This window comes from Sporanaerobacter sp. (assembly GCF_047830725.1).
Taxonomy (GTDB): domain Bacteria; phylum Bacillota; class Clostridia; order Tissierellales; family Sporanaerobacteraceae; genus Sporanaerobacter.
Map to the genome: position 1 here is coordinate 38,583 of NZ_CP181252.1, position 25,258 is coordinate 63,840.

Consider the following 25,258-nt stretch of genomic DNA (forward strand, 5'->3'; position numbering starts at 1 on the left):
AACTCTCCTCCTAATTTATCTTTAAATATTTAAAGCCCCTAAAATAGGGGCTAATTTGCTACTGTTAAAAACTATTTATAATAAAGTATTTGTTTTTATAGTTTTGTAACGTTTGTAGCTTGAGGACCTTTTTCTCCTTGAACTATTTCAAATTCAACTTGTTGTCCTTCTTCTAAAGTTTTAAATCCATCTTGAGTTATAGCTGAATAATGTACAAATACATCTTCGCCATCTTCAGTAGAAATAAAACCATAACCTTTTGTTGCGTTAAACCACTTTACTGTACCTTTAACCATTTTAAAACATTCCTCCAATACAACTAATTTAATAGATGAATATGTATCACCTACTTTTATTTTATAGTATCATAATTATATACCCTTGTCAAATAGTATTCTCCAAAAAACAAGCCATTATTCACAGGTGTTCAAAGCCCAGAAATCTAACCTTTAAAGCTTTTTTTTGCAACGAAATTTATCCTATCACTTTCCATCTCTGGTTTGTTAAAAGAAAAGGCTTCAAAACAAAAAATATCATCAAATCCTGAACATTTAAGTAAGCTTTTTATCTCTTCAATTTGATAGGCTCTCTCAAGATGTTCTTCATCAAATCTAACAAACTTGTCATTTTCCTTTATGAAAAAAGTTAAATAAAAATGAGCAAATTTGTTGTCTTCATCAAAATAATTTTGCCAGATATAATATATATCTTCTCTATCTTCAACAAATATGTTGTTTCCTACAACAGTACTCAATTTATAGTATGAATTGATATCAAAGATAAAAATCCCATCATTTTCTAAATGTTCATATACATTTTTAAAAGTCCTCAATAGTTCTTTCTCATTTACAATATAATTGATACTATCACAAATACTTACAATGGCATCAAATTTCTTATTTATTCTAAAATTAACCATATCTTGATTTAAAATATTTACATTCCTAAAAGAAGACAATTTATTATAAGCAATTGAAAGCATGTCCGAAGAACGATCAAAACAAGTAACCTTATAGCCTTTATTGCACAAGTAATATGTCAAATTTCCTGTTCCACATGCCATTTCTAGTAAGTTTTTAGGTTTTAAATTAAATTTAGAAAATATATCTTCTATATATAAAAACCAATTTTCATAATCTATATCATCCATCAAATCATCATAGTATAATGCAAATTTTTCATAGTAATCCATCTGTTCTACTCCACCTTTAACTCATATAGTATCGCATCTAACACTTTACTTGCACTGTCATTTATAATCAAATCTGCACAAAAATCCATAGCAGTACTGCTTGAATTAATGATAATCAACTTTTTAGCCATTTGAGGTAAATAATTTACCGGAGCTACAACCAAACTAGAACCAATGACAATAAGTAAATCGCTATTTTCTACTTCTTCTACAGCAACATTAAAATCTTCTGGCAACTTATCTCCAAACATAACTACATCAGGTCTTAAAATTCCCTGACAATGATCGCATCTAGGAGGAATTTCATTATTGTTTACTTTTTCAGTTAAAACATCTAAATCTACTTTTTTCCCGCAATTTACACAGCTACCTTCTCTAGTATTTCCATGAACTTCTAAAACATATTGGGAACCAGCTTTTTGATGTAAATTATCTATGTTTTGCGTTATAATCCCAGAAATAAATCCCATTCTTTCCATTTCAGCTAAGACATAATGTGCTCTATTGGGTTTTGCATCCTTCATATCTAAGAGAATTTTATATCCCTCACTATAAAACTTTTTTGGATAATTATATAATACTGTAGTAGACAAGGCTTCCATTGGATCTGTATTTTCCCAAAGCCCTGTATTTGGACTTCTAAAATCAGGTATACCACTTTCTGTGGAAATTCCAGCACCTGTTAAAACAAAAGTCTTTGAAGATTTTCTTATCATATCACTAGCTCTTTTTATCAAATCCATATCCACATCATCCACCCCCTGCAACTACTTCAATTCTATAATATTAATTCTATTTCTTCAAGTCATCCTTAATTTTCATTTCTCTCTTTCTAACAGTTATAATTCCTCCTATTTTGCCTGATTCTTTAGCTGTAAGACCACCCCATCCTACTTCATTTATTTTATTTATAAGCCCCAACTCTTCTGCAATTTCATACTTTAATTTATCTTCCAACGTTTCTATTTTTTCTTTTTTCTTATTTTTGGCCATTAAAATCCCTCCTGCCTTTTAGTATGGCAAGAGGGATTACTTTTATTCTAGTATACAAACAAAACCATATAATTATAGATTATGAATATAACCAAAACTACGAGCAATGGCAAATAATGTACTACTCTTGGAGTGTATTCCTCAAAGCTAATATCTTCTTCATAACTATTATCAGGTAAAGATTTGTACAAAGTATAAGCTATAGCACCTGAAATTATGGCTATTACAAATCCAACGATTATAGTTAAAACTGTAGCAAAACTTCCCATAGAAATTCCTATATCTTGACTTTCAATAGATATTTTATCCATGTTCCTCATAGTTAAATAAGCAATTGTTGTAGCGATAGAATTATTAACTCCATGGGCAATCATTGTAGAGAATAACGAATTAGTTTTATATGCTATAAACCCAAAGATTATTCCCAAAAATATAGGCCCCACTAAATTTTGAAGATTAAAATGAAATATTCCAAATAAAATTGCTGATATAATAATAGCTTTTTTCTTTCCCAATTTTTCATATGAAGACATAACCATACCTCTAAAAAGCACTTCCTCACATATACCTGGAGACAAAGAAATAACTAAAAGTCCTAAAAAATATTCCCATGTAGATTTAGGTATAGGTATAGGCGTTGGCTTTAACTCTGTAAAATTACTCAAAAGAAGAATCATCAAATAATTTAAAAACACTCCAACAGGATAAGAAAATATAACAATTAAAAATATCAAAGCTACTTCTTTAGCTGAAATTTTATTTAATTTCAGTACTTTTTTGAGGCTATATCCTCTAGCTTTTAAATATGTAATTGTTGGAAGAAGGATAATTAAATATTCAGTAATAATAAGACCTAAATATATTTCTTTAGACTGAACTAGTCCTCCTAAAAATAAAAGTAAAACTCCAATAATCAAGTAAAAAATATTTGTTTCAAAAATACTTGGATTCATGTGCTTTCTTTCCATTTCTACCTCCTTAACTGTTTTTATATAATTGTATATTTTTTTCACATTTAAATCAATCAGTTTGTTCTAGTAGTATCCAATTATTTATACTATAATAATATATATTACTATAATTATTCTAATAAGGGGTGAAAGTATTGAATAAAGTTAATATTGGCATAGTTGGAGCTACAGGTATGGTAGGTAGAACATTTCTCAAAGTAATGGAAGAAAGAAATTTTCCTGTAGACAATCTATATCTCTTTGCATCTGAAAAATCTAAAGGACAAAAATTAGTATTTAATGATAAGGAATATGAAGTTGAAGAATTAAATGAAAAATCTTTTGATAAACCACTAGATATACTACTTTTTTCTGCGGGAGGTGAAATAAGTAAAAAATATGCTCCTATAGCTAAAAGTAAAGGTATTGTTGTAGTTGACAATAGTAGTGCTTGGAGAATGGATGAAAATGTACCTTTAGTCGTTCCTGAAGTTAATCCAGAAGATATAAAATGGAATAAAGGTATAATCTCTAATCCTAATTGTTCCACAATCCAATGTGTAGTACCATTAAAACCACTTCATGAAGCTTTTAAAATAAAACGAATAATATTTTCAACCTATCAAGCAGTTTCTGGTTCAGGTATAGGTGGTTTGATGGATTTAGAAAATGGGTTAAAATCTTTAGAACCTAAAAAATATCCACATCCTATAGCTTTTAACTGTCTACCTCATATAGATGAATTTACAGACAATGGCTATACAAAAGAAGAAATCAAGATGATTGAAGAGACTAAAAAGATACTTCATGATGACAAAATTAAAATTACTTCTACTACTGTTAGAGTACCTGTTAGATATGGACACTGTGTATCTGCAAATATTGAATTTGAAAAACAATTTGAAATAAGTGAAATATACAATACATTAAAAACAAGCAAGGGAATTATAGTATTAGATGATGTGAAAAACAATATTTATCCAATGCCTATAGAAGTGGAAGGAAAAGATGAAGTATATGTTGGAAGAATCAGAAGAGATTTTAGTGTGGACAATGGCATTAATTTATGGATAGTAGCTGACAATATTCGAAAAGGCGCAGCAACTAATACTGTCCAAATTGCAGAGCTTTTAACTAAAAATAAATAATATATGGGAGGTATTTGAATGGAACTTTTTAAAGGATCAGGTGTTGCAATAGTTACACCTTTTAAAGACGATAAGGTTGACTACGAAAAATTGAAAGAATTGCTAGAATGGCATATATCTGAAGGAACAGATGCTATAATCATATGTGGAACTACTGGAGAATCTGCCACTATGTCTGATGAAGAAAAAAAAGAAACAATTAAGTTTACAGTAGATACAGTAAATAAAAGAATTCCCGTTATAGCTGGAACCGGAAGTAACAATACAAAACATTCTATAGAACTTTCAAAATATGCAGAAAGTGTTGGAGCAGATGGATTATTGGCAGTTACTCCATACTATAACAAAACTACTCAAAAGGGATTGATAGAGCATTATACAGCTATAGCTGATAGTGTAAATATTCCTATTATTATTTATAATGTACCTAGTAGAACAGGACTAAATATATTACCTAAAACTTTGGAAAAACTATCAAAACATCCAAATATTCATGGAGTGAAAGAAGCTAGCGGAAATATAGCTCAAGTTGCCGAAATTGCAAGATTATGTGGTGATGACTTCTATATTTATTCTGGAAATGATGATATGGTAATACCACTTCTTTCTTTAGGTGGAGTCGGAGTCATATCAGTGGTTGCAAATATATTGCCAAAAGATACTCATGATATGGTTTTTGCTTATCTAAATGGTGAACTAGAAAAAAGTAGAAAATTGCAACTAAAAATGAAACCACTTATAGACGCCCTTTTCATTGAAACCAATCCTATACCAGTAAAAGAAGCCATGAATTTATTAGGTATGGATGTTGGAGATTTAAGACTTCCTCTCACAAATATGGAAGATAAAAATCGCAATATCTTAATAGATGAAATGAAATTCTATGGACTAGATATAAGGGGGTAAAATGATGATTAATGTCCTCATAAATGGTTACTATGGGAAAATGGGGCAAGTACTAGCTAATGAAGTAAAGGAAGATAATGATATGAGTTTAATAGCAGGAGTCGATGTAAACGCCCTAAATACTCAAAGTAACTTTAAAGTATATAACCATATTTTCGATTGTAATGATGCAATAGACGTAATAATTGATTTTTCTCATCCTAGTTCACTTTCTGATTTACTTAAATATGCAATAGAAAAAAACATTGCCTTAGTTATAGGCACAACTGGTTTAACTAATGATGATATGGATAAAATAAAAACGGCATCAGAAAAAATACCTGTTTTTTATTCTGCAAATATGTCATTAGGTATAAATGTATTGGCATCTATACTTAAAGATATTACACCAGTTCTTGAAGATACCTTCGATATAGAAATTGTAGAAAAACACCATAACAAAAAAATAGATGCTCCCAGCGGCACTGCTTACCTGTTAGCTGAAGCTATAAATAGCACATTGGAAGATAAAAAAGACTACGTATTTGATAGACATTTTAAAAAAGAAGCTCGAGATAAAAATGAAATAGGAATTCATTCTATAAGAGGTGGAACCATCGTAGGAGAACATACAGTTATATTTGCTGGATGTGATGAAGTAATCGAAATAAAACATAGTGCCTCTTCTAAAAAAATATTTGCTCAAGGCGCTATTAAAGCAGCAAAATTTGTATATAATAAAGAAAATGGATTTTATAATATGGAAAAACTTATGAAAAAAAGTTAACAGCCTTGGAGGTGCTAATATACAAATGAACAATGAAAAAAACTATTTAGATGATCCCTATGCATTGGCAAAGTACATGAAAGAGACGAAAAAAACCACTCCTGTAAAAGTATATTTGAAAGGAAATCTTTCAAATATAGACTTCTCGAAATTTAAACAATTTGGAGATGAAAATTTTAAAATATTGTTTGGAGAATGGGAAGATTTCAAAGTTATTTTAGAAAATCATAAAAGTGATATAATCGACTACGAAATAGAAAATGATAGAAGAAATTCTGCCTTTCCACTACTTGATTTGAAAGATATTGAAGCTAGAATTGAACCTGGTGCTATCATAAGAGAAACTGCCAAAATAGGCTATAAAGCAGTCATAATGATGGGAGCAGTCATAAATGTAGGCGTTGAAATTGGTGATTATACTATGATAGATATGAACTCCATAATTGGTTCTAGAGCTAAAATAGGGAAAAGCGTTCATGTCGGTGCTGGTGCTGTTATAGCTGGAGTTTTAGAACCACCTAGCAAAACACCAGTAATCATAGAAGATGAAGTGCTTATTGGAGCTAATGCAGTCATCCTAGAAGGTGTAAAAATAGGAAAAGGTTCTGTAATAGCAGCTGGATCTGTAGTCACAAAGGATGTTCCTCCAAATAGTGTAGTTGCAGGTATTCCAGCAAAATTCATTAAAGAAAAAGACGCTAAGACTTCTGATAAAACTGCTATCCTAAAAGATATTAGAGAATAAAGTTGAGAGTATACTCTCAACTTTATTCATCAAAAGTAAATATATACGGAATGTTTCTATAGTATTCTCCATAATTGAGACCATATCCAACTATAAACACATCTGGTATTGAAAATCCAGCATAATCAGGATATACTTCTACCCTTCTTCTGCTAGGTTTGTCCAACAACACACACGTCTTTATTGACCTTGGGCTTTTCTTTTGAATATGATCAATAACATATTTCATAGTAAATCCTGAATCAATTATATCATCAACTATCAGTACATCTTTACCTTCAATATCACTTTGTATATCTGTCAGTATTTTTACTTTGCCCGTAGATTCTTCTCTATTTCCATAACTTGATGTAGTCATAAAATCTATCTCTAAAGGTATATTTATATTTCTCACTAAATCAGAAGCAAAAATAAAACTACCTCTCAACAAAGATATTACTACTAAATTTCCATTTTTATAATCATTTGAAATTTCCAAACCCAATTCTTCATTTCTTTTTCGTATTTCTTCAGAACTAAATAATATTCTCCTTTGTTTATTCATGTACTTATTTACCTCCCTTCTGTATTCTTAGTCATAATCTTTTCTTTTATAAAGGTTTTTCTTTATCTCTCTTAATTCATACAATATCCTGTTTAGAGAATACTGTATACTTATTAAAATAACAAAAAAAACCACACCCAATACTATCTTCAAATACATTAAAACACCTCTTATTCTCATATACAAGTATAAAGCAGAAAAAAATAAATTAAATAGCTCATCATAAAACGCCTTAAATATGTATTAGATAAATTATAACTCAATTGATAATATAAGGTCAACTAATTCGTCAAATGGATGATGAATTAGTTGACCTTGAATTTTTTAAATTCAAAGGCTTCCAATGAAAGAATTCTATCCTTCGTATTCCTTTCCATCTCTATTGTTGTCATTTTTTATGTATTCCAATTTAGATATGGATACTTCATAAGCAACTCTTGAAATCATTTCTCCGTTGTTAAGTTTTTTCTGATATTCCCTACTCTGAATTCTTCCCCAAAGCCTCACATGATCTCCAACTAATAATCTTTGACAAAATCTTGCATTTCTTCCCCAAGCTATACATGGAATATAATCAGACTTATTATAGGGTCTATTAACAGCTACAAGTAAATCGGTAATTTCTCTTCCGAAAGGTGTAGTCCTATATATTGGAGATTTACATATATAGCCATCAACATAAATTTCATTTGGTTTTTTCAGCAATTCCTTCAATTCTTCATCATCTTCTGGCATATAAATGTCTCTAGCAAATACAGTTAAGACAAGCTTGTTGGAATTGTCTATATAACGATTATAGGACCTTAATTGCCCTTCCACTAGAACATATTTCCCCATTCTGATGTCCATATTCACAATAAGCCGTTCAGAAATAGTAACAGGTAAAACATCAACTGATTCACTTAATCTTGGAACTTCTAAATTAAACGAATAAAACCCTTCCCCATACATTTCATGACTAAATTCTTTTTCAGAAATTATTTTGCCAACAATTGTAACCATATTTGTATCTATAATTTTGTCAACCATTTTGTTGTCACTCCCCCTTATTCTTATGTTTTTGTGCTTCATATCTATACTTATTCCAAAAGACCTCATAATATGATTTATACTCTAAAAATTTATAACAAAAGTATACTTAAATTAATATTTGACAAATCCTAAAAAAATCCTTTTTTCAATACTAACTTAGCTCTTTTAACAAAATATCTTTAGAACCATTCAATATATCATCCCCCATAATCAACAACAAATCATCATCATTTAAAATTTTTAAACAATATCTTATAGAATCACTTAAAGAAAAAAACACATTATAAGAAAAATCAGTATTTAAAAATATTTTCTCTATACTTTCCTCAATTGATTTATATTTCTTGTCAAAATAGAATAATACATTTTTAATACCCAATATAGAAGACCAATTTAAAATAATATCTATAATTTTTTTAAAATTATCATCTCCAAAATCAATCCCCATTCCATTTAAAAGTATGATACTTTTATATTTCAAATGTTGAACAGTTTCAAAAGTCAGATTATAATCTATAGGATTTATACATTTATTGTCAATAATCATGAATTTATTGTCATATATTTTCTCCATATTTCTTTCTAGTCCTCTCATTTCTGCTAACGTTTCTCTGATTGTATTTATATCTAAGCCAAAGCACAATGCCACAGATATAGCTGCTAATGAATTGTAAATATTTTCTTTCCCAATAAGATTTAGATTTACAGGAAATTCTAAAGGTTCTATTTTATTGTCGAAAACCGTTAACAATTCTCTTTGTAGACAATAATTAAATGCAATTGAATTTCCTATATCTAAACTAGAAGCCGTTATAGTTGCTTTATTATTTAGTCCATAAGTCATAACTAGTGCCTTGTCATTTCCTTTAAGTAAATTCATGCAATTAGATTCATCCATATTTAAAATAATCACATTTTTTAAAGAACTGAAAAATTTCAAAATTACATCATCTGTTTTTTCTTCTTGTACAATATTTGTATATACTACAATATTAAAATTAAGTTTCAAATTTAAAATGCTTTTTAAATCTTTAGGCATTATATTTATTAATCCAATTTGTCTATCTTTCTCAGATTTTAATATTATGATGCTATCATTGTCATTAGAATATATAGGTGAAAAACCTGCTTTTATAAAAATTGATTTTATCATATAAAAAGCCATATTTGTTCTTGAGTTTCCTACTATACCAATAAAACTCATCTTTTCATCTTGCATAAACTATTCTCCTTTTTGCTCATATGTATTCTGTTTATTTTAGTTGTTTCCCCTATTTTTAGGAAATTGTCGTCCTGTATTGTCCATATAAAAATCTTCTTTATATATAAGTTCTGAAATAGGAACTATTTCATATCCTTCACTTTGAAGCTTTTCTAATACTAGAGGTAAATATTCTGTTACATATTTTGCATTGTTGTGAAATAAAACTATGGAACCATTATTCACATTTCTTGTTACTCTATCAACTACTGGTTGGACGCCTAGTTCTTTCCAATCCAGTGAATCCACATCCCATTGAATGACATAATATCCATTTTCCATACATGTTCTTATGAGTCTGTCGTTGTAGTCTCCATAAGGTGGGCGAAAAAGTATAGAAGTTTTCCCAGTTATATCTTTTATTTTGTTTCCCGTTGTATTTAGCTCTTTGAGTATTTGTTCTTCTGACAATTTACTCATATACGGATGATTTGTAGAGTGATTTCCCACATCATGACCTCTTTCAGATATTTCTTTTACTAATTCAGGGTATTTGTCTATCCAAAAACCAACCAGAAAAAAAGTTGTTTTTACTTGATATTTATCTAGTATATCTAGTATTTGTCTTGTATATTCATCACCCCAAGCAGCATCAAAACTTATAGAAATTTTCTTTTCATCTGTTTCTACTGAATATATTGGCAATTCCCTTTTTTCATAAAAAACTTCTACTATACTAATATTATTGCTATAACTAGTATAAATAATAGATATAAATAATATCAAAATTACAAGTAAAATCCTTAAAGTGATATTCTTGCTTTCATTCATGTTTTTTACCTCCTACTAAAATATATTATTTATTTATTAATTTATTTGTTATTATATATAATATGAATTAAAATAGTAGAATAGTATTAAATGCTAACCATTAAATAAATACAGTTCCATATACTGAAAGGATATATTTTTTTAAATAGGTTAAATTATTAATAGGTCTCCTAAAACATTTTAAAAAGGGAGGAATAAAAAATGGCTAGAAACAATAGAATTGTTGTTCCAGAAGCAAGAGAAGCATTAAATCAATTAAAACTTGAAATCGCAAATGAACTAGGAATACCTGATTATAACAATATAGATAAAGGAAATTTGACTTCAAGGGAAAATGGGTATGTTGGAGGCTATATGGTTAAAAAGCTTGTAGAAGATGCCCAAAGACAATTAACAAGTAAATAATTAATTTTAAAAACGAGAAGGAAATTTCACTTCTCGTTTTTATATGATATAATTTAAAATATATTACAATTTTTTTGTAAAGAAGGTGTTAGAATGTTTATAGAAAATACTGAAGAACTTGCTCAAAGTAAACTTCTTTTGCTCTATATTATAGATAAATCAGAAACTCCACTTACAAATGCACAAATAACTGAATTTGTTCTAGAAAATAATTATATGAATTATTTCCTAATTCAGCAATTTTTAAGTGAGTTAGTAGCTTCTCAATTCATAGAAAATTCAAGAAATGGTAATAAAGAAATATATACTCTTTTGGAAAAAGGCAAAATTACACTTGACTATTTTATAGATAGAATACCAGAAGAAATAAAAAAAGATATAGATAAAAATTTTAAGATAAAAGAAGAAGAAATAAAAAGAGAAACACAAGTAATTGGAGATTGTTTTAAAAAAAATGAAAATGAATATATCGTAAATTTAAAACTAGTAGAAAATGATACTACATTGTTTAGCCTTTATTTAAATGTAGTATCTAGTGAGCAAGCAAAAACCATATGTGATAATTGGAAGACCGACCCTTCCAAAATATATCAACAAATACTTAATACATTAATTAACTAAAATTTATTTTAGAATATAATTAAACCATTTGGTTCTGAACCCACCTCTAAATTTTTGATTATTTTGCCTTCAATAGTATCAAAAATAGTTATGTTTTTTTGAGATATATTAGTTATAAATAATATATTTGGAGCAATCCATAACATTTTATTTGGCATTCCTCCTATATATTTGTTGCTGACAATTTTGCCATTTTTAATATCTATCTTATTCAAATATCCATTTTCAAGACTAGTTATATAAACTATGTCTTTATTGTTGATTTTTATCATATTGTTGAATATACCTTTTATGTCTATACTTTTTACTATATTAAAATCTTTTATATTCAAAACAGAAAAATTGCTATTGTTTAAAGTACCGTTGTTGAAACGTGAAAGCATATATATGCTTTCATCTTCCAAACATATTCTTATAGGGTTTTTATCTAATTTAATTTTTTCTATATTATCTTTTTTTAAATCTATAACACTTATACTATGACCATTGTTATTAGCAATATATATTTTTTTTGATATTCTATCTATTTCTATATCCTCTGGATTTTCTCCAACTTGAATATTTTCAATGAGCTTAAAGCTTTTTTCATCTATTATAGAAACTGAATTTGAATCTGAATTAGAAACAAAAATAAGTTCATCATATACTCTTACACAAGAAGGAAATCTACCTACTGCTAGTATATCATCAATTTTTTTGTTATAAATATCAATTTTAAAAATAGAATTGTCATATGCATTTGCCAAATAAATTTTGTCCTTATAGCTACTCAAGCATAAATCATAAGGTCCAAGTTGATAGTTATCTAAATAAATATTTAAATCATTTTCTTTTTTTAAAAATGAAATAATGGAAATTATTTCACATGCATATTTTTTTTGCAAATCTATTATTCCAATAGAGTCTTCTCCAGTATTAGCTACAACTACTTTCCATTCCATTGCTAAAAATCACCTCCACTACTGTATATATATCAATCTATGCAATATACAATATGAAGGTGATTTGAAAAAGCAAATCAAGATATGCATCTATTTTTTAATGATTTTCTCAAACAACTCATCTTCCCTTATTTTTAAATTTCTTTTTTTAATTTCTATAATCATATCATTCACAACCATGGCTTTTTCCCAATACTCTTCGTTATCTCCTGTATCTAATAGACATTTCAATTCATCAATATTATTGCATGTATTTTCAATTAAATCTTCATCTTTTAATCTTTTTAAAAGCGAAAATTCTACCACATTCATAATAAAATAAACCTCCCAAGAAACATATACTATATATTATTCATTGAGAGGTCCATTGATTACAAACTTAAAACAATTTTTCTCACATCACCTATCATATAAATTGAACCTGAAAATACAATCAAATCATTTTTATCCGCTAATTCTAGAGATTTCTCTACTGCATCTCTAATATCTTTTTCCACCCTAACATTCTTGTTAAATTTTTTTATCATTCGAGCCAATTCATTAGCTTCCATCTTTCTAGGACTATCAACTTCTGTAACTATTATTTCATCAGCTAAAGGAGCTAAAATTTCCACCATGTGGCTTACATCTTTATCTTTGAGTATTCCTATTCCTAAAATCAATCTATCATAATTAAACAATTTAAGAGAAGAAATTAAGGCTTCAATTCCTTGCTTATTGTGAGCTCCATCAATTAAAAAGATAGGATCCCTACTTATAACTTCAAGTCTTCCATTCCATCTAGTCTTCATAAGTCCATTTCTTATTTCCTCATCACTTATATTTACAAGGCCTTTACTTCTTAATTCAAGAATAGCAGTCAAAGCAAGAGCTGAATTATATATTTGATGTTTCCCTAAAAGATTTATAACCAACTTATCAAATTTATAAATATCATATTGAAAATCATAAACTGCTCCACTATCATTTAATTCATGTATTTTTATATTTGACATAGGACATATTATGAAATTTGCATTTTTTTCTTCTGCCTTTTCCAAAAGGGCCTTTAAAGCTTCTTCATTTTGAGGATAGGATACAACTATTCCATTTTCCTTTATGATTCCAGCTTTTTCGCTTCCAATTTTATATAAAGTATCTCCCAATACATCCATATGATCATAGTCAATAGTTGTTATGACAGAAATCAATGAATTATCTATGACATTGGTAGAATCTATCCTGCCACCAAGACCTACTTCCAATACTGCAAAATCCACTTTTTCTTCTTTAAAATACATAAACATAATAGCCGTTATGAGTTCAAAAACTGTAGGATGAGAATGACCTCTACTTACCATTTCTTCAGTTTTTTCTTTGACTTTTTCAGTAATTCTAGCAAAAACATCATTTGGTATATCTATTCCATTTATTTGAATTCTTTCATTGAATCTCTCTAAATATGGAGATGTAAATATTCCAACTTTATATCCTGCTTCCTTGAGCATTGTGGAAATATATGATGTGGTGGAACCCTTTCCATTGGTACCTGCAATATGGATACATTTCAAATCCTTTTGTGGATCTCCTAATAAATTCATCAATTTTTTTATAGTTTCTAGTCCAAGTCTAGATCCTAACCCTTCTGCTTCATTTATAAAATCTAATGCTTCTTGGTAGTTCATTTTCATCCTCCTAATTTTTCTTTGTATTCTTACTTAAAAAGATATGGTGAATATAAATGATTCATAAGTATATAAGAAACAACTAAAAAAGTTCCATATAATTTATATCCTTCCTTGACATTTGCATTCTTCTTATAAAAATTTGCTCCAAGCCAACCTATTGCTGTAAAAATAGTTGGATATATGAATTTTGCACCCGAAATTTTTAATACATTAGGCATAAATGCCATAGCTTGTGGCACATAAAAATCCTTTATTGTCACCAGTTGAAACACATAAAAAATTGCTATTCCAATTAAAAACATCTTATCTTGTTTTTTTTGCATTTTTTCATTATACATAAAAATATATACAAGCCACATAAGTGCTGGAAAAATTGATATAAACCTTCCCCCAAAAGAAAGAAGAAAATTAAAACTTATAAGTACTGGTACTTCTTCACCAATAGCCTCAGCGATTACTTTTCTAGTTTTATTTGTAGTTCTATTAAACACTGTTTTTTCAGTAGTTGCACCTTTTATCTGATTGTAACCATTCTCGGATTCATTCCAAAATACATACTCATAGTTTCCCTTGATATAATTGGGTCTATTGGACCAGCTTTTAGTTTTTGAAAGCAATTTTACTTTTTTTATCCCACTATCATCCAATAGCAATTTTACCACATTTGAAGCATTTCGGCTATATATATCTATAGTTGTAGGGGCAGTAGTTATTAGTTCTATGCCTTCATTTGTAGAATTGATAATTGCAGGTATACTTGAAAAATCTCCTACGCCATATTTCATAGCATTATTTAATTTCAAAGTTTCAAATGTTTTTTTAGTTTTTTTATCATATCCATCTACAATATAAGTAAAGCTAGATTTGTTATCTCCTTGAATTGTAATTATTGAATAAACATTTACATCATCTGCAAAAATACTCATATCTTTTATTGAAATCTTCACTTCATTTATTTTATTTAACATCAATGGTTTAGACCAATTTTCGCCATCACACTCTGAAACAAATATTTCTTTACATCCAACAGATTTATCTTTTTTAGCAAACTGTAAATATATTTTTTGACTATCTTTAAATACTTTTATATCTTTTATATCTAATTGATTTTTAGGCCCTTCAATTGTTTTTACAGAACCGTCTTTAATTTTTGCAATAAAAATATCATCTTTATCTACATAAGCTAAATAATCAAATTCTCCATCACTATATACATTCATTCTACTTACATTTTCAATTTCGCTAAATATCTCTATTTTCTTATATTCATCACAAAATCTTCCTATATAAACTTTATTAAGTAAGTTATCTCTCCAATAAATTCTACTCCCATATACAAATATCTCATCTTTTAATATTTTGTTGAAATTCAATTCTTCTATATCTACAACTTCATCTTTTATCAATTCTAGCTTTTCATCATATAAATTGACTCCTACTTTTCCTTCTCCATTTTCATATGGATATACTAAAACTACATTGTTATCATCATCTATTCCTGCTAATGGTGTCCTATTAAACTTTATACTTTGCAAATTTACATCCCTACTCCAATCAAAAGAAGGTGGCTTAGCAATAATATCTGCATTATAATAAATATGAAATACAGATATAAATATAAAAAAGGCGATAAATAAAACAATTGTCTTCTTCATAATCTTCCCCCTTGAAGAGTTTTCTTTTTTATTATATTTTATCACTTTCCCAATTTTCCGATTGTTAAGATAATTTAATAAATGGGAGTGTTGCAAAAGTTGGTAACTAAACCACTTTTGAGATAATTTTTATTTTAGTTATGTAAGAACAACTAAAAAAAATTATGTATAAAATAGTATTGACATAAATTTTAAAATTTGATATATTTATAGTTAAATAATGTATTCTAAGTAACTATAATGCATAAGTTCTAATATTTAACAAAATACGACATGATTATGAGGTATTAGAAAAAGTTGAAGGTAATAAATAAAAGCATAAATACCTCCAGAAAATAAAGACAAGCCCTATTATTGGGTTAACACTAAAATATCTAAAACATTAAAATTTAGTACAAATAGATATAAAAGAAAACATCAACATTATAATAAAATTAATAAAAACATTCAATGAAAAGGAGCTGAGAAAATGTATGAGTTTTTAGCTATAATAACTACACTTTTTATTGGGCGACTAGGAAGTGGATTGGGTTCATTCTATAATGATGATTTCAGTGGAATTTTTTCTGTAGCAACAATGGGATATTTTATTTTACGAAAAATAAAAAAGAATGAGATTAAATAATTATATATTACAAGAAATTTTTTAAAATATAAAACTTGTTTTATCGAGATACTAAAAAATAACCGGTTTTAAAAACTTAACTAAAATAGGGGAGATCTTATGAAAAAAGTATTTAAAGTTGTAATTTCAAGTTTACTTGTATTCACCTTGATGATAGGGTTAAAAGTGCCATCAAAAGTTTTTGCTGATGGTGATAACTCGGTTGATATCATTAACAAGCTTCTTGAAAGTCATGACCCAAATGATCACATTAAAGCATTAGAAATAATAGAGCAAAAAGGCGGAAAAGTCGAAAAAGTTACCATTAAGTGCTATTCGTAATTTTGATGGTAGCGATGAAATGTTACGAATGGCTTCATCAAATTGCGAAGTATATGGTGGATTCAATAATTTTACTTCAAATAGCAGTGGTTCTAGTACACAAATGGTAGCTGCATTCAGATGGAAAGGAAAATATTCCGAAGGCAATTCATTTGCCTCAAAAGATATATTTGCAGTTACTTGGAGTTCTCCGTTTATTGAAAGGAGCTCTCGTGGATACTTATCATATGTTAATACACATTATGGTGATACAGTTGATACTACAGCAACTGTAAATGCTGATGATCTGTATCTATCAAGTATTCAGGTAATAAAAAATGAATCTACAGTAGTTAATGGTGATGTTAGAGGTCACTGGATAGATGCAGGCTCCATTATATCAGAACTATCTACTAAGACAAAAACTCCAGATATCGTAGCCTATGCTGCTTATGGATTAAATACCGCATATGCCTCTCCTAGTGTATCTGTAGGTAAAGATAGTGCTGGAGTAGGTTTATCATTTGGTAGTAAAATTAAAAATGTAGGATCTGCTAGATTTTACAACTAATTAACCAATAATATCTCGATAATCAAGTTGCCTATGTATATAAATCAATTAAACAATTGATTTATATATTCTAATAAGGCGGCCTCAAAAAAATTGAGACCGCCTTATTTATATTTATATATTCTTCTTTAGACTATCTAATCGTTCTAATACTTTCTTCATCATATTTTCATATTTTACTTGTTTTTCTCTTTCTGCATCTACTACATCTTTTGGAGCTTTGCTTACAAACTTGTCGTTTGAAAGTTTGCCTCTAACTCTCTTAAGTTCTCCCTCTAACTTTTCTTTTTCTTTTTCTAATCTCTCTATCTCCTTGTCAAAATCAATTAAATCCTTCAATGGAATATATATTTCACATCTATCAATAACTACTGCTACATTGTCCTCTCCTAGTCCATCTTTATTATCTTTTATTTCTATTTCCTGTGCATAAGCTAAATTTGTAAAATAGCCTTCTCCATATTTTAATATTTCCTTTACTTCCTCATCTGATGTAACAAAAATAAGTTTAGCCTTTCTAGATGGAACAACATTCATTTCTGCCCTTGCATTTCTAATATTTTTTATAGCATTCATTATATATGTGATTCTCTTTTCTGATTGCTTAAATTCGTGTTTTTCATCATATACTGGCCATGAACTTATGATTAGTGCTTCTTCATTTCCTGGCAAGTAACTCCATATTTCTTCTGTTATAAATGGCATAAATGGATGAAGCAGTTTCAATATATCTTTTAGAACTGATAATAGTACTCTTTGGGCAGTTTCTTTGCTCTCTTTGTTTTCTCCATAAAGTCTTGGCTTAACCATTTCTATATACCAATCACAGTACTCATCCCATACAAAATCATAAATCTTTTGTCCCGCAATACCTATTTCATACTTTGACAAATTTTCTGTTACTTCGCTTATAATGCTATTTATTCTTGACAATATCCATTTATCTTCTTCTTCTAAATTTTTAATATCTATTTCATCTTTAGCTACTTCTTCATCTAAATTCATGAGTACAAACCTTGTTGCATTCCAAAGTTTATTTGCAAAATTTCTATTGGCTTCCACTCTCTCTATATAAAATCTCATGTCATTTCCTGGAGAATTGCCAGTGATTAAAGTAAATCTTAAAGCATCAGCACCATACTTGTCAATTATTTCTAATGGATCTATGCCATTCCCTAGAGACTTGCTCATCTTTCTTCCTTCTGAATCTCTAACTAATCCAGTCAAAAATACATCTTTAAATGGGACTTGGCCAGTTTGTTCTAGTGCAGAGAAAACCATTCTTACAATCCAGAAAAATATAATATCATATCCTGTAACCAACACATCTGTAGGATAAAAATAATTCAATTCTTCTGTCTCTTCAGGCCATCCTAATGTTGAAAATGGCCAAAGAGCTGATGAAAACCATGTATCAAGAGTATCTTCATCTTGATATATATTTGTACTTCCACATTTAGTACATTTCCCTGGATTTTCTCTTGTAACCATTATTTCTCCACATTCTCTACAATAGTATACAGGAAGTCGGTGCCCCCACCAAAGTTGTCTAGATATACACCAATCTCTTATGTTTTCAAGCCAATGCGTATAAATTTTCCCAAACCTTTCTGGAATGAAATTTAATTCCCCATTTTCATAGACTTTGAGGGCAGGTTTTGCCAATGGCTCCATCTTTACAAACCATTGTTTTGAAATAATAGGTTCAACTACAGTTTTACATCTTTCACAATGTCCTACACTATTTGCATGTTCTTCAATCTTTAATAGATACCCTTCACTTTCCAAATCCTCAATTATTCTCTTTCTTGCCTCATATCTATCTAATCCCTCATATTTTCCGCCCAATTCGTTGATTGTAGCATCATCATTCATTATCTTTAATTGTCCTAAATTGTGTCTTCCTCCTACTTCAAAATCATTGGGATCATGAGATGGAGTTATCTTTACAGCACCTGTACCAAATTCCATATCTACATACTCATCTGCAACAATAGGTATTTCCCTATTAACTAGTGGAAGTATAGCATATTTCCCTACAATATGGCTATATCTATCATCTTCTGGATGTACAGCAATAGCTAAATCTCCAAGCATTGTTTCAGGTCTTGTAGTCGCTATAGTTATAAATTCTTCACTATCTTTTATAGGATACTTTATATACCATAAGTTTCCCTTAGAATCTTCATGTTCAACTTCTGCATCAGATATTGCAGTTTTACAATTTGGACACCAGTTGATAATTCTATCTCCTCTGTATATAAGGTCTTTTTCATAAAGTCTAATAAAAACTTCTTCTACTGCATCACTTAGTCCTTCGTCAAGAGTAAATCTTTCCTTTGACCAGTCACAGGATACTCCTAACTTTCTTAACTGATTGTTTATATTTCCTCCATACTTTTTCGTCCAGTCCCATGCCTCTTCTAAAAACTTATCCCTTCCCAGTTTTTCTTTGCTCTTTCCTTCTTTTTTCAACTTTTCTACTACTTTAGCCTCTGTAGAAATACTGGCATGATCTGTACCCGGAAGCCAAAGTGCCTCGTATCCTTCCATTCTCTTCCATCTAATAAGTATATCTTGTATTGTATTGTTTAATGCGTGACCCATGTGAAGATTTCCTGTAACATTTGGTGGTGGCATCATTATAGTAAAAGGCTTTTTCTCCTTATTTACTTTAGCTTTAAAATATCCACTATCGTTCCAGTATTTATAAATTCTATCTTCGAAATCTTTGGGATTGTAAGTTTTTGGTAAATTATCTATCATTCTATTCTCCTCCTTATCAATTTATCAAAAATACAAAAACCCTTCGTCCAAAAAAATATAAGGACGAAGGGTATATTCGCGGTACCACCTTATTTCCATAGTACAACTATGGCACTCATATAGATAACGGTATATCCGTCTAAACCTACTACATTTCAGTTTAAAAACTCAGGAGCTACCTTCAGCAAACCTTGTCTAGAAAAGCCTTTCAGCCTATGAGCTTTCCTCTCTTTATAGAAGTTTACTTACTCCTCTCCTTCATAGTTGTTTAGTTGTTAAATTAATTATCTTATATTATATAAAAATTGAATATATCTTGTCAACAATTTAAATTCTATTTTTATCCTTTATAATACTTGTAAAGATAAATAAATAATTTATAAACGCAATTAAATGCAATACTACTACTATATAAAATAAAATATATACAATTGTATTGGGAAAATTTAAAATTCCAGATATTACTGCAATATAAAAAGAAGTTGTAGCTATTTTCCCGAATTTATTGGCTGGTATAACTTCTTTATCTCCATGATAATATAAAATTACTCCCCCCATTATTAAAAATGCTTCTTTTAAACCCAATACAATCAATATCCAAGTAGGAATTATATTTGCAGAAGCAAAGCTTATAAGAACGACAAAAGTAGTTATTTTATCTGACACTGGATCAAGTGCTGTTCCCAACTTTGTCACCATATCATATTTTCTTGCTATGTACCCATCTAGTATATCTGTAATTCCAGCTAAAATAAGTATCATTCCTGCATACATAATTTTGTTTTCTAAATTCGAATAAAAAACAATTAAATATATAGGCATCAATAAAATTCTTGTTAGAGTAAGTATATTAGCTGTATTCATATAATCTCCCTTCTCATATTTTGTAACTTTTTATGCATCACATCCATATAATAATTATAGTACACATGAAATTTTTAGGAGGGATTTTGATGTATAAAAAGTTTAGATTTATTGTCTTCTTATTAGTATTGACAATTTTTTTAACTTTTACTTTATCAGCTTGTAAAAAAGATGAATTAAAAACTATTAGATTAATAGAAGTAACTCACTCATTATTTTATACTCCTCAATACGTAGCTATAACTCAAGGATTTTTTGAAGAAGAAGGACTAAAAATTGATCTTATAAACGGCAAGGGAGCAGATAAATGTATGACAGCACTATTAAGCGACGAAGCTGATATTGCATTTATGGGACCTGAAGCTTCAGTATATGTCTACAATCAAGGAAAAGAAGACTATGCCGTAAATTTTGCTCAACTAACTCAAAAAGATGGTTCTTTCTTGGTTGGAAGAGAAAAAGATGATAACTTTAATTTTGAAAAATTAAGAGGAAAAACTATTATAGGTGGAAGAAAAGGCGGAATGCCTGAAATGGCTTTAGAATATGTACTTAAAAAGAATGGATTGGAGCCAGGCAAAGATGTAAATGTGAGAACAGATATTCAATTTGATGTAATGGCAGGGGCATTCATAGGAGGAGAAGGGGACTATGTTGCCCTATTTGAACCAGTTGCAGCTTCTCTTGAAAAAGAAGGTAAAGGATATGTAGTCTCCTCTATTGGAAAAGAAGCAGGATATATTCCTTATACTTGCTATTGTACTACTAAAAGCAATTTAGAAAAAAATCCAGATACAATTCAAAGTTTCACAAATGCCATATATAAGGGAATGCTCTGGGTACAAAATCACAGCGTAGAAGAAATTGCAAAAGCTGTAAAACCTCAATTTCCTGATACTGATGATGAAATACTCATCACTCTTATAACTAGATACAAAGAACAAGATACTTGGAAACCAGATTTAATTCTCACTGAAGAAGGCTTAAATCATATGATGGATATCATAGAAATGGCAGGAGAACTAGATAAAAGAGCAGACTATGACAAAATTGTGACTACAAAATTTGCAGAAAAAGCTATGGAAACTATAAAAATGAGATAAAAAAAGGAGCAATGCTCCTTTTTTTATCTCATTTTTTGTTTGTATTGACATAGCATGAAAATTTGATTTGTAATTTTCTTTATTGATGATTCTCGCAATATATTTCTTGATATGACATGACTAATCCACAACAACATTGAGCTTCATAATATTCCCATCCACATTTTTCAGTGTCCTTCTTAACTATTCTACAAAATTCATGTTGTGGTCCTGTATGACATTCATGAGGAATGTATCTTAGATGTATCAAAAATATTGGCAAAAGTAGCGTTAAGAACTGGACGTCCATTAAACAAATGATTCCAAGCATCAATACATTAATATATAGTTGTAATTGTAAAATCCTTGACTTCAAGGATTCTATCATAAAGTGGAACTAATTGAGGAATAATCTTATGCTCAATATTAATAACTGTCATATCGTCATTATGCAGCAATTCTTCCTCTATCTGTAAACTACTCTCAGGGTCAATCGCAGATGTGGCCTCGTCCATCAGAATAAAGTTTTTCTTCTGAAGCAAAATTCGCGCCAATGCAATTTTCTGCTTTTCCCCGCCAGAAATATTGTCTTTTGTATCTTGATATTCGCTATGTAAATCATGAGTAGCAAGAAATTCAGTCATTCCCATGGATTTTAGCACTTTTTCGGTATCATCTAGTGTATAATCACTATACAGTGTAATATTGTTAAGCAAAGTATCATTCATCAAAAATGTGTTCTGAAGAATAATCCCAACTTGGTCAAAAAAGGAAGTACCGATTTCTTTTAGATCGATACCATTTACTAATATTTGTCCTTCATAGCCAGTTTCAAATTTGCTAATCAATTTAAAAAGCGTACTCTTACCGCTACCATTTTCACCAATGATTAAATACTTCTTGCCTGCCTCAAAACAAATACTAACATTTTTCAAAATGCATTTATCTTTATAGGAAAAGGAAACATCCTTAAATTCAATACTTTTAATAGTTGGACATTCTATATATTGTTCATCGCATAGTTCTTCATTTCGGAGTAGGTCTGAAATTTTATTTTTAATTCCCTTCACTGAGTTCATATCATTCAGTTGGTAAGCTATGCTGTTAGTCGGAATTGCCAACATTTCTGACAATTGAAGAGACGCAACCAGTGCACCAATTGTTAAATGTCCTCTTGTAATTAGAATGATGCTTACACCAATCAGTAAAATTTCACCTGCATAGGCCAATGTGCCAATCAGCATATTTACAAAGGTTCTTGTTTTTGTCTCTTTAAACTTAGCCTGTGCAGTTTCCTGATTGCTCGTTTCTAGAACATTGCCAAATCTACCTTCAGCACGATTAACTTTTAGCGTAGGATATCCATTGATTAAATTGCCAATCATGACATTTAACTTTTCTAAACTATTAGTATATACATTTGTCCGAAACTGCATTTTTTTCCCTTGCAGTGTCGAAACCAAAATTGGTAAAAAAGTAGAAATTAAAATCAAAAAAGCCAAAATATAATTAATGTAGATCAAGGCTGCAATACTAGTGGCAAGAACTAACACACTATATGCGAAATCTAAACTTTGCATATAGTAGTTTTCAACCAACATATCAATTTCCTGATTAAGTATAGTAAGGTAGTTTTGTCCTCTTTCTACCTGAAAATCTCTCAACTGCATCTTTACAATACGATTAATAAGATGCCTTTTTAAGGATGCAGTTTTATTTACTCTATACTTTCCAATGCTTAATTGCCTTATTGTTTCAAATAACAGAATTCCAATTATACTACATATATAGATAATAAAATAAGTTAAAACTGCTGAACTATCCAGAGCAGAACATGCATCTATTGTATTCTGAAGATAAATAGGTTTTAACGCTGTGCAAACTGCAAGTGCCGCTGAAGATAAAATTACAAGCAGAAAAATAGTCATTTTTAATCACTCTTTTCTATATTTTGAACTTATGAGATATATCTAAAAAATTTAAAGCTTATCCTGTATTTCGGCTTCTCTAATATTAGAACATATGTCATTTATAGAAAGTTTTTGATATCTATATAAATCATTGATAACATAAAAAATTATTAGCAATTCTTTGATTATACTCTTCATATTTACCATTATATATTATTTCATTGAAAAGATCAGGATTATCAATTAAATTACCAATACTGAGTTCTTCTCGCTGGCAATAAGTACAGGGATAAACTGCTCCATCCTCATTGACATACCAATGCAAACGACCTCCAATGCAGTGAAAGACATATTTACTCGGCTTATTAGAAACTGCAGTCTCGTTATCAACTGCTATTGAAATTTCTTTATATTTGTTCCGTGAATCTTCAAGAAATTCCTCGAGTCGTCGACATTCTTCATTAGCTGTAGCACAATTATTTTGCACTGCTCGCCCCAATGGTAGTATAATCCCTAATATTAAGCGTTTTACACCAAGTGAAATGCAAAGATTTATAAAACCTTCTAATTCCTTCTTGTCAAATGCTACTATAGTTCTACTTAAAACTACATTTAGCTCGTTGTCACAAAGCCATTTGATGTTTTTTGTTACCATCTTAAAACTTCCGTTTTTCCCAACAAATGCATCATGCATTTGTTCCGTACTACCATGTAGTGAAATTTGAATTAAATGAAATTTTTTCAAATCAGAAATATTAAATTGGTGTAATATAAAACCAGATGTTGTTACATTAAAACTAATTTTATCTTGATATCTAGTTACCAAATTCATGATATCATTATGTAAAAATGGTTCGCCACCTGTAAATTCTACACTTTTACACTCTGAACTAATCTGATCTAATAATCCCGTTATGACAGAATACGATAAGCTTTTGCCTGTGAAAACACAATTTTTAAAACAGTGCCTACAATTATGTACGCATCTATTTGTCAATGAAATTTGAAGCATATGAGGATACGCCATACCACATCTGCCGGTAATACAGATATTATTCGGCGTATCAGAAAATGAAAAAAATTTTTTATTAACATCTATGATTTCTTGGATTGTATCTACTGCCTCTTGACGGGCAAAATTCAAACTTTTCTCGAAAGCATTAAGCAATTTATCGTATTCCGAAGTATGCCTAAGAAGTTCCACAAATCTTGAGCTGATTTCATCTAATACATAAATTGCTGAATCTGTATATACATAAGCAGACTCTTGATAAATATGAACGGCACTACAATTGATCAACTTTATATACATTATCATCGCATTCCTTTGCATTATATTTTCCACGATCAAACTTTAAAAAAGCAACAACACACCGCATTATATGAGTGCGTTGTTGCCTCGTCAGAACTTAATAAATACTTTTCGTCTGACCAGTTTTGTTCGTGCCACAATGACCTTCTGTCGTCGGCTGATTTACTATCTTCTTTACAAATGCACAATTAAATATAATTAATGTATTTTTAGACTAAATTGAACCTATTA

At 29.3% G+C, this 25,258-nt stretch carries 28 protein-coding genes and 1 other annotated feature; of the genes, 10 read left to right on the forward strand and 18 right to left on the reverse strand.

Going from position 1 to position 25,258, the window contains the following annotated elements:
• Positions 1–95: 95 nt before the first annotated feature.
• The 5 genes from ACFWUA_RS00230 to ACFWUA_RS00250 all read right to left on the reverse strand — a co-directional run bounded on the left by ACFWUA_RS00230 (position 96) and on the right by ACFWUA_RS00250 (position 3,153).
• Positions 96–296 (reverse strand): cold-shock protein, encoded by a 201-nt coding sequence (locus tag ACFWUA_RS00230; RefSeq protein ID WP_416198172.1) that lies wholly within the window; start codon positions 294–296, stop codon positions 96–98.
• 146 nt (positions 297–442) lie between these two features.
• Entirely contained in the window at positions 443–1,192 is a 750-nt protein-coding gene (locus ACFWUA_RS00235; RefSeq protein WP_416198173.1) for a class I SAM-dependent DNA methyltransferase, read from the reverse strand.
• Positions 1,193–1,197: 5 nt separating this feature from the next.
• A complete protein-coding gene (locus ACFWUA_RS00240) occupies positions 1,198–1,935 on the reverse strand; it encodes an SIR2 family NAD-dependent protein deacylase (protein WP_416199153.1) in 738 nt (245 codons plus the stop codon).
• Positions 1,936–1,984: 49 nt separating this feature from the next.
• Complete coding sequence (locus tag ACFWUA_RS00245; protein WP_416198174.1) at positions 1,985–2,185, reverse strand: small, acid-soluble spore protein, alpha/beta type; 201 nt, start codon at positions 2,183–2,185, stop codon at positions 1,985–1,987.
• 47 nt (positions 2,186–2,232) lie between these two features.
• Positions 2,233–3,153 carry a type II CAAX prenyl endopeptidase Rce1 family protein gene (locus ACFWUA_RS00250; protein ID WP_416198175.1) on the reverse strand — a complete coding sequence of 307 codons (921 nt, stop codon included), beginning with the start codon at positions 3,151–3,153 and terminating at the stop codon, positions 2,233–2,235.
• Positions 3,154–3,290: 137 nt separating this feature from the next.
• On the opposite strand from ACFWUA_RS00250, the gene ACFWUA_RS00255 reads away from it, so the two are divergent.
• Genes ACFWUA_RS00255 through dapD form a run of 4 tightly spaced genes read left to right on the forward strand, consistent with a single transcriptional unit; the run spans position 3,291 to position 6,700 of the window.
• Entirely contained in the window at positions 3,291–4,283 is a 993-nt protein-coding gene (locus tag ACFWUA_RS00255) for an aspartate-semialdehyde dehydrogenase (protein ID WP_416198176.1), read from the forward strand.
• Between the two features lie 18 nt (positions 4,284–4,301).
• On the forward strand, positions 4,302–5,189 hold the full coding sequence (gene dapA / locus ACFWUA_RS00260) for a 4-hydroxy-tetrahydrodipicolinate synthase (RefSeq protein ID WP_416198177.1): 888 nt from the start codon (positions 4,302–4,304) through the stop codon (positions 5,187–5,189).
• A 4-nt stretch (positions 5,190–5,193) separates the two neighbouring features.
• Complete coding sequence (gene dapB, locus ACFWUA_RS00265; RefSeq protein WP_416198178.1) at positions 5,194–5,955, forward strand: 4-hydroxy-tetrahydrodipicolinate reductase; 762 nt, start codon at positions 5,194–5,196, stop codon at positions 5,953–5,955.
• A gap of 25 nt (positions 5,956–5,980) precedes the next feature.
• Complete coding sequence (gene dapD / locus ACFWUA_RS00270; protein WP_416198179.1) at positions 5,981–6,700, forward strand: 2,3,4,5-tetrahydropyridine-2,6-dicarboxylate N-acetyltransferase; 720 nt, start codon at positions 5,981–5,983, stop codon at positions 6,698–6,700.
• A gap of 22 nt (positions 6,701–6,722) precedes the next feature.
• Here the strand turns inward: dapD and hpt are convergent, their stop codons facing one another.
• The 5 genes from hpt to ACFWUA_RS00295 all read right to left on the reverse strand — a co-directional run bounded on the left by hpt (position 6,723) and on the right by ACFWUA_RS00295 (position 10,308).
• A complete protein-coding gene (gene hpt / locus ACFWUA_RS00275; protein ID WP_416198180.1) occupies positions 6,723–7,244 on the reverse strand; it encodes a hypoxanthine phosphoribosyltransferase in 522 nt (173 codons plus the stop codon).
• 27 nt (positions 7,245–7,271) lie between these two features.
• Positions 7,272–7,403, reverse strand: coding sequence for a hypothetical protein (locus ACFWUA_RS00280; RefSeq protein WP_416198181.1), 132 nt, complete (start codon positions 7,401–7,403; stop codon positions 7,272–7,274).
• Between the two features lie 195 nt (positions 7,404–7,598).
• Positions 7,599–8,273, reverse strand: a complete 675-nt coding sequence (locus tag ACFWUA_RS00285; protein WP_416198182.1) for a single-stranded DNA-binding protein — start codon at positions 8,271–8,273, stop codon at positions 7,599–7,601.
• 154 nt (positions 8,274–8,427) lie between these two features.
• Positions 8,428–9,495, reverse strand: coding sequence for a Mur ligase family protein (locus tag ACFWUA_RS00290; RefSeq protein WP_416198183.1), 1,068 nt, complete (start codon positions 9,493–9,495; stop codon positions 8,428–8,430).
• Between the two features lie 39 nt (positions 9,496–9,534).
• Positions 9,535–10,308, reverse strand: a complete 774-nt coding sequence (locus ACFWUA_RS00295; protein WP_416198184.1) for a polysaccharide deacetylase family protein — start codon at positions 10,306–10,308, stop codon at positions 9,535–9,537.
• A 201-nt stretch (positions 10,309–10,509) separates the two neighbouring features.
• Here ACFWUA_RS00295 and ACFWUA_RS00300 point away from each other — a divergent pair, with 201 nt between their 5' ends.
• On the forward strand, positions 10,510–10,713 hold the full coding sequence (locus ACFWUA_RS00300; protein WP_416198185.1) for a small, acid-soluble spore protein, alpha/beta type: 204 nt from the start codon (positions 10,510–10,512) through the stop codon (positions 10,711–10,713).
• A gap of 93 nt (positions 10,714–10,806) precedes the next feature.
• Entirely contained in the window at positions 10,807–11,334 is a 528-nt protein-coding gene (locus ACFWUA_RS00305) for a DUF4364 family protein (protein ID WP_416198186.1), read from the forward strand.
• Between the two features lie 8 nt (positions 11,335–11,342).
• Here the strand turns inward: ACFWUA_RS00305 and ACFWUA_RS00310 are convergent, their stop codons facing one another.
• From ACFWUA_RS00310 to ACFWUA_RS00325, 4 genes are all read right to left on the reverse strand, one after another.
• Positions 11,343–12,275 carry a YncE family protein gene (locus tag ACFWUA_RS00310; RefSeq protein ID WP_416198187.1) on the reverse strand — a complete coding sequence of 311 codons (933 nt, stop codon included), beginning with the start codon at positions 12,273–12,275 and terminating at the stop codon, positions 11,343–11,345.
• Between the two features lie 90 nt (positions 12,276–12,365).
• Positions 12,366–12,587 (reverse strand): hypothetical protein, encoded by a 222-nt coding sequence (locus ACFWUA_RS00315; protein WP_416198188.1) that lies wholly within the window; start codon positions 12,585–12,587, stop codon positions 12,366–12,368.
• Between the two features lie 59 nt (positions 12,588–12,646).
• A complete protein-coding gene (locus ACFWUA_RS00320) occupies positions 12,647–13,939 on the reverse strand; it encodes a bifunctional folylpolyglutamate synthase/dihydrofolate synthase (RefSeq protein ID WP_416198189.1) in 1,293 nt (430 codons plus the stop codon).
• A 29-nt stretch (positions 13,940–13,968) separates the two neighbouring features.
• The gene (locus tag ACFWUA_RS00325) at positions 13,969–15,597 is read right to left on the reverse strand and encodes a hypothetical protein (RefSeq protein WP_416198190.1); all 1,629 of its coding nucleotides are present in this window, start codon (positions 15,595–15,597) and stop codon (positions 13,969–13,971) included.
• 469 nt (positions 15,598–16,066) lie between these two features.
• Between ACFWUA_RS00325 and ACFWUA_RS00330 the strand changes: the two genes are divergently transcribed.
• The 3 genes from ACFWUA_RS00330 (at position 16,067) to ACFWUA_RS00340 (ending at position 17,093) form a co-directional block, all read left to right on the forward strand.
• Positions 16,067–16,222 (forward strand): hypothetical protein, encoded by a 156-nt coding sequence (locus tag ACFWUA_RS00330; RefSeq protein ID WP_416198191.1) that lies wholly within the window; start codon positions 16,067–16,069, stop codon positions 16,220–16,222.
• Between the two features lie 99 nt (positions 16,223–16,321).
• Complete coding sequence (locus tag ACFWUA_RS00335) at positions 16,322–16,543, forward strand: hypothetical protein (protein WP_416198192.1); 222 nt, start codon at positions 16,322–16,324, stop codon at positions 16,541–16,543.
• Between the two features lie 28 nt (positions 16,544–16,571).
• Positions 16,572–17,093 (forward strand): hypothetical protein, encoded by a 522-nt coding sequence (locus tag ACFWUA_RS00340; protein WP_416198193.1) that lies wholly within the window; start codon positions 16,572–16,574, stop codon positions 17,091–17,093.
• A gap of 114 nt (positions 17,094–17,207) precedes the next feature.
• On the opposite strand, the gene ACFWUA_RS00345 is transcribed toward ACFWUA_RS00340, so the two are convergent.
• Both ACFWUA_RS00345 and pgsA read right to left on the reverse strand, forming a co-directional pair.
• Positions 17,208–19,859, reverse strand: coding sequence for a valine--tRNA ligase (locus tag ACFWUA_RS00345; protein ID WP_416198194.1), 2,652 nt, complete (start codon positions 19,857–19,859; stop codon positions 17,208–17,210).
• A 56-nt stretch (positions 19,860–19,915) separates the two neighbouring features.
• Positions 19,916–20,130 (reverse strand) — a binding site (T-box leader).
• Positions 20,131–20,186: 56 nt separating this feature from the next.
• Positions 20,187–20,723, reverse strand: a complete 537-nt coding sequence (gene pgsA, locus ACFWUA_RS00350) for a CDP-diacylglycerol--glycerol-3-phosphate 3-phosphatidyltransferase (protein WP_416198195.1) — start codon at positions 20,721–20,723, stop codon at positions 20,187–20,189.
• 89 nt (positions 20,724–20,812) lie between these two features.
• On the opposite strand from pgsA, the gene ACFWUA_RS00355 reads away from it, so the two are divergent.
• The gene (locus ACFWUA_RS00355) at positions 20,813–21,826 is read left to right on the forward strand and encodes an ABC transporter substrate-binding protein (protein ID WP_416198196.1); all 1,014 of its coding nucleotides are present in this window, start codon (positions 20,813–20,815) and stop codon (positions 21,824–21,826) included.
• Between the two features lie 317 nt (positions 21,827–22,143).
• Here ACFWUA_RS00355 and ACFWUA_RS00360 read toward each other — a convergent pair whose 3' ends face one another.
• Together ACFWUA_RS00360 and ACFWUA_RS00365 are read right to left on the reverse strand one after the other, a co-directional pair.
• The gene (locus ACFWUA_RS00360) at positions 22,144–23,733 is read right to left on the reverse strand and encodes an ATP-binding cassette domain-containing protein (protein WP_416198197.1); all 1,590 of its coding nucleotides are present in this window, start codon (positions 23,731–23,733) and stop codon (positions 22,144–22,146) included.
• Between the two features lie 130 nt (positions 23,734–23,863).
• Positions 23,864–25,027: a radical SAM protein gene (locus ACFWUA_RS00365; protein ID WP_416198198.1), complete on the reverse strand. Its 1,164-nt coding sequence runs from the start codon at positions 25,025–25,027 to the stop codon at positions 23,864–23,866.
• Positions 25,028–25,258: the final 231 nt, after the last annotated feature.

Excerpts from the sequence above, each read along its gene's own strand:
- ACFWUA_RS00230 (WP_416198172.1), bottom strand. The coding sequence starts at position 296 with ATGGTTAAAGGTACAGTAAAGTGGTTTAACGCAACAAAAGGTTATGGT.
- ACFWUA_RS00235 (WP_416198173.1), bottom strand. The coding sequence starts at position 1,192 with ATGGATTACTATGAAAAATTTGCATTATACTATGATGATTTGATGGAT.
- ACFWUA_RS00240 (WP_416199153.1), bottom strand. The coding sequence starts at position 1,935 with ATGGATTTGATAAAAAGAGCTAGTGATATGATAAGAAAATCTTCAAAG.
- ACFWUA_RS00245 (WP_416198174.1), bottom strand. The coding sequence starts at position 2,185 with ATGGCCAAAAATAAGAAAAAAGAAAAAATAGAAACGTTGGAAGATAAA.
- ACFWUA_RS00250 (WP_416198175.1), bottom strand. The coding sequence starts at position 3,153 with ATGGAAAGAAAGCACATGAATCCAAGTATTTTTGAAACAAATATTTTT.
- dapA (WP_416198177.1), top strand. The coding sequence starts at position 4,302 with ATGGAACTTTTTAAAGGATCAGGTGTTGCAATAGTTACACCTTTTAAA.
- dapB (WP_416198178.1), top strand. The coding sequence starts at position 5,194 with ATGATTAATGTCCTCATAAATGGTTACTATGGGAAAATGGGGCAAGTA.
- dapD (WP_416198179.1), top strand. The coding sequence starts at position 5,981 with ATGAACAATGAAAAAAACTATTTAGATGATCCCTATGCATTGGCAAAG.
- hpt (WP_416198180.1), bottom strand. The coding sequence starts at position 7,244 with ATGAATAAACAAAGGAGAATATTATTTAGTTCTGAAGAAATACGAAAA.
- ACFWUA_RS00280 (WP_416198181.1), bottom strand. The coding sequence starts at position 7,403 with ATGTATTTGAAGATAGTATTGGGTGTGGTTTTTTTTGTTATTTTAATA.
- ACFWUA_RS00285 (WP_416198182.1), bottom strand. The coding sequence starts at position 8,273 with ATGGTTGACAAAATTATAGATACAAATATGGTTACAATTGTTGGCAAA.
- ACFWUA_RS00290 (WP_416198183.1), bottom strand. The coding sequence starts at position 9,495 with ATGCAAGATGAAAAGATGAGTTTTATTGGTATAGTAGGAAACTCAAGA.
- ACFWUA_RS00295 (WP_416198184.1), bottom strand. The coding sequence starts at position 10,308 with ATGAATGAAAGCAAGAATATCACTTTAAGGATTTTACTTGTAATTTTG.
- ACFWUA_RS00300 (WP_416198185.1), top strand. The coding sequence starts at position 10,510 with ATGGCTAGAAACAATAGAATTGTTGTTCCAGAAGCAAGAGAAGCATTA.
- ACFWUA_RS00305 (WP_416198186.1), top strand. The coding sequence starts at position 10,807 with ATGTTTATAGAAAATACTGAAGAACTTGCTCAAAGTAAACTTCTTTTG.
- ACFWUA_RS00310 (WP_416198187.1), bottom strand. The coding sequence starts at position 12,275 with ATGGAATGGAAAGTAGTTGTAGCTAATACTGGAGAAGACTCTATTGGA.
- ACFWUA_RS00315 (WP_416198188.1), bottom strand. The coding sequence starts at position 12,587 with ATGAATGTGGTAGAATTTTCGCTTTTAAAAAGATTAAAAGATGAAGAT.
- ACFWUA_RS00320 (WP_416198189.1), bottom strand. The coding sequence starts at position 13,939 with ATGAACTACCAAGAAGCATTAGATTTTATAAATGAAGCAGAAGGGTTA.
- ACFWUA_RS00325 (WP_416198190.1), bottom strand. The coding sequence starts at position 15,597 with ATGAAGAAGACAATTGTTTTATTTATCGCCTTTTTTATATTTATATCT.
- ACFWUA_RS00330 (WP_416198191.1), top strand. The coding sequence starts at position 16,067 with ATGTATGAGTTTTTAGCTATAATAACTACACTTTTTATTGGGCGACTA.
- ACFWUA_RS00335 (WP_416198192.1), top strand. The coding sequence starts at position 16,322 with ATGAAAAAAGTATTTAAAGTTGTAATTTCAAGTTTACTTGTATTCACC.
- ACFWUA_RS00340 (WP_416198193.1), top strand. The coding sequence starts at position 16,572 with ATGGCTTCATCAAATTGCGAAGTATATGGTGGATTCAATAATTTTACT.
- ACFWUA_RS00345 (WP_416198194.1), bottom strand. The coding sequence starts at position 19,859 with ATGATAGATAATTTACCAAAAACTTACAATCCCAAAGATTTCGAAGAT.
- pgsA (WP_416198195.1), bottom strand. The coding sequence starts at position 20,723 with ATGAATACAGCTAATATACTTACTCTAACAAGAATTTTATTGATGCCT.
- ACFWUA_RS00355 (WP_416198196.1), top strand. The coding sequence starts at position 20,813 with ATGTATAAAAAGTTTAGATTTATTGTCTTCTTATTAGTATTGACAATT.
- ACFWUA_RS00360 (WP_416198197.1), bottom strand. The coding sequence starts at position 23,733 with ATGACTATTTTTCTGCTTGTAATTTTATCTTCAGCGGCACTTGCAGTT.
- ACFWUA_RS00365 (WP_416198198.1), bottom strand. The coding sequence starts at position 25,027 with ATGTATATAAAGTTGATCAATTGTAGTGCCGTTCATATTTATCAAGAG.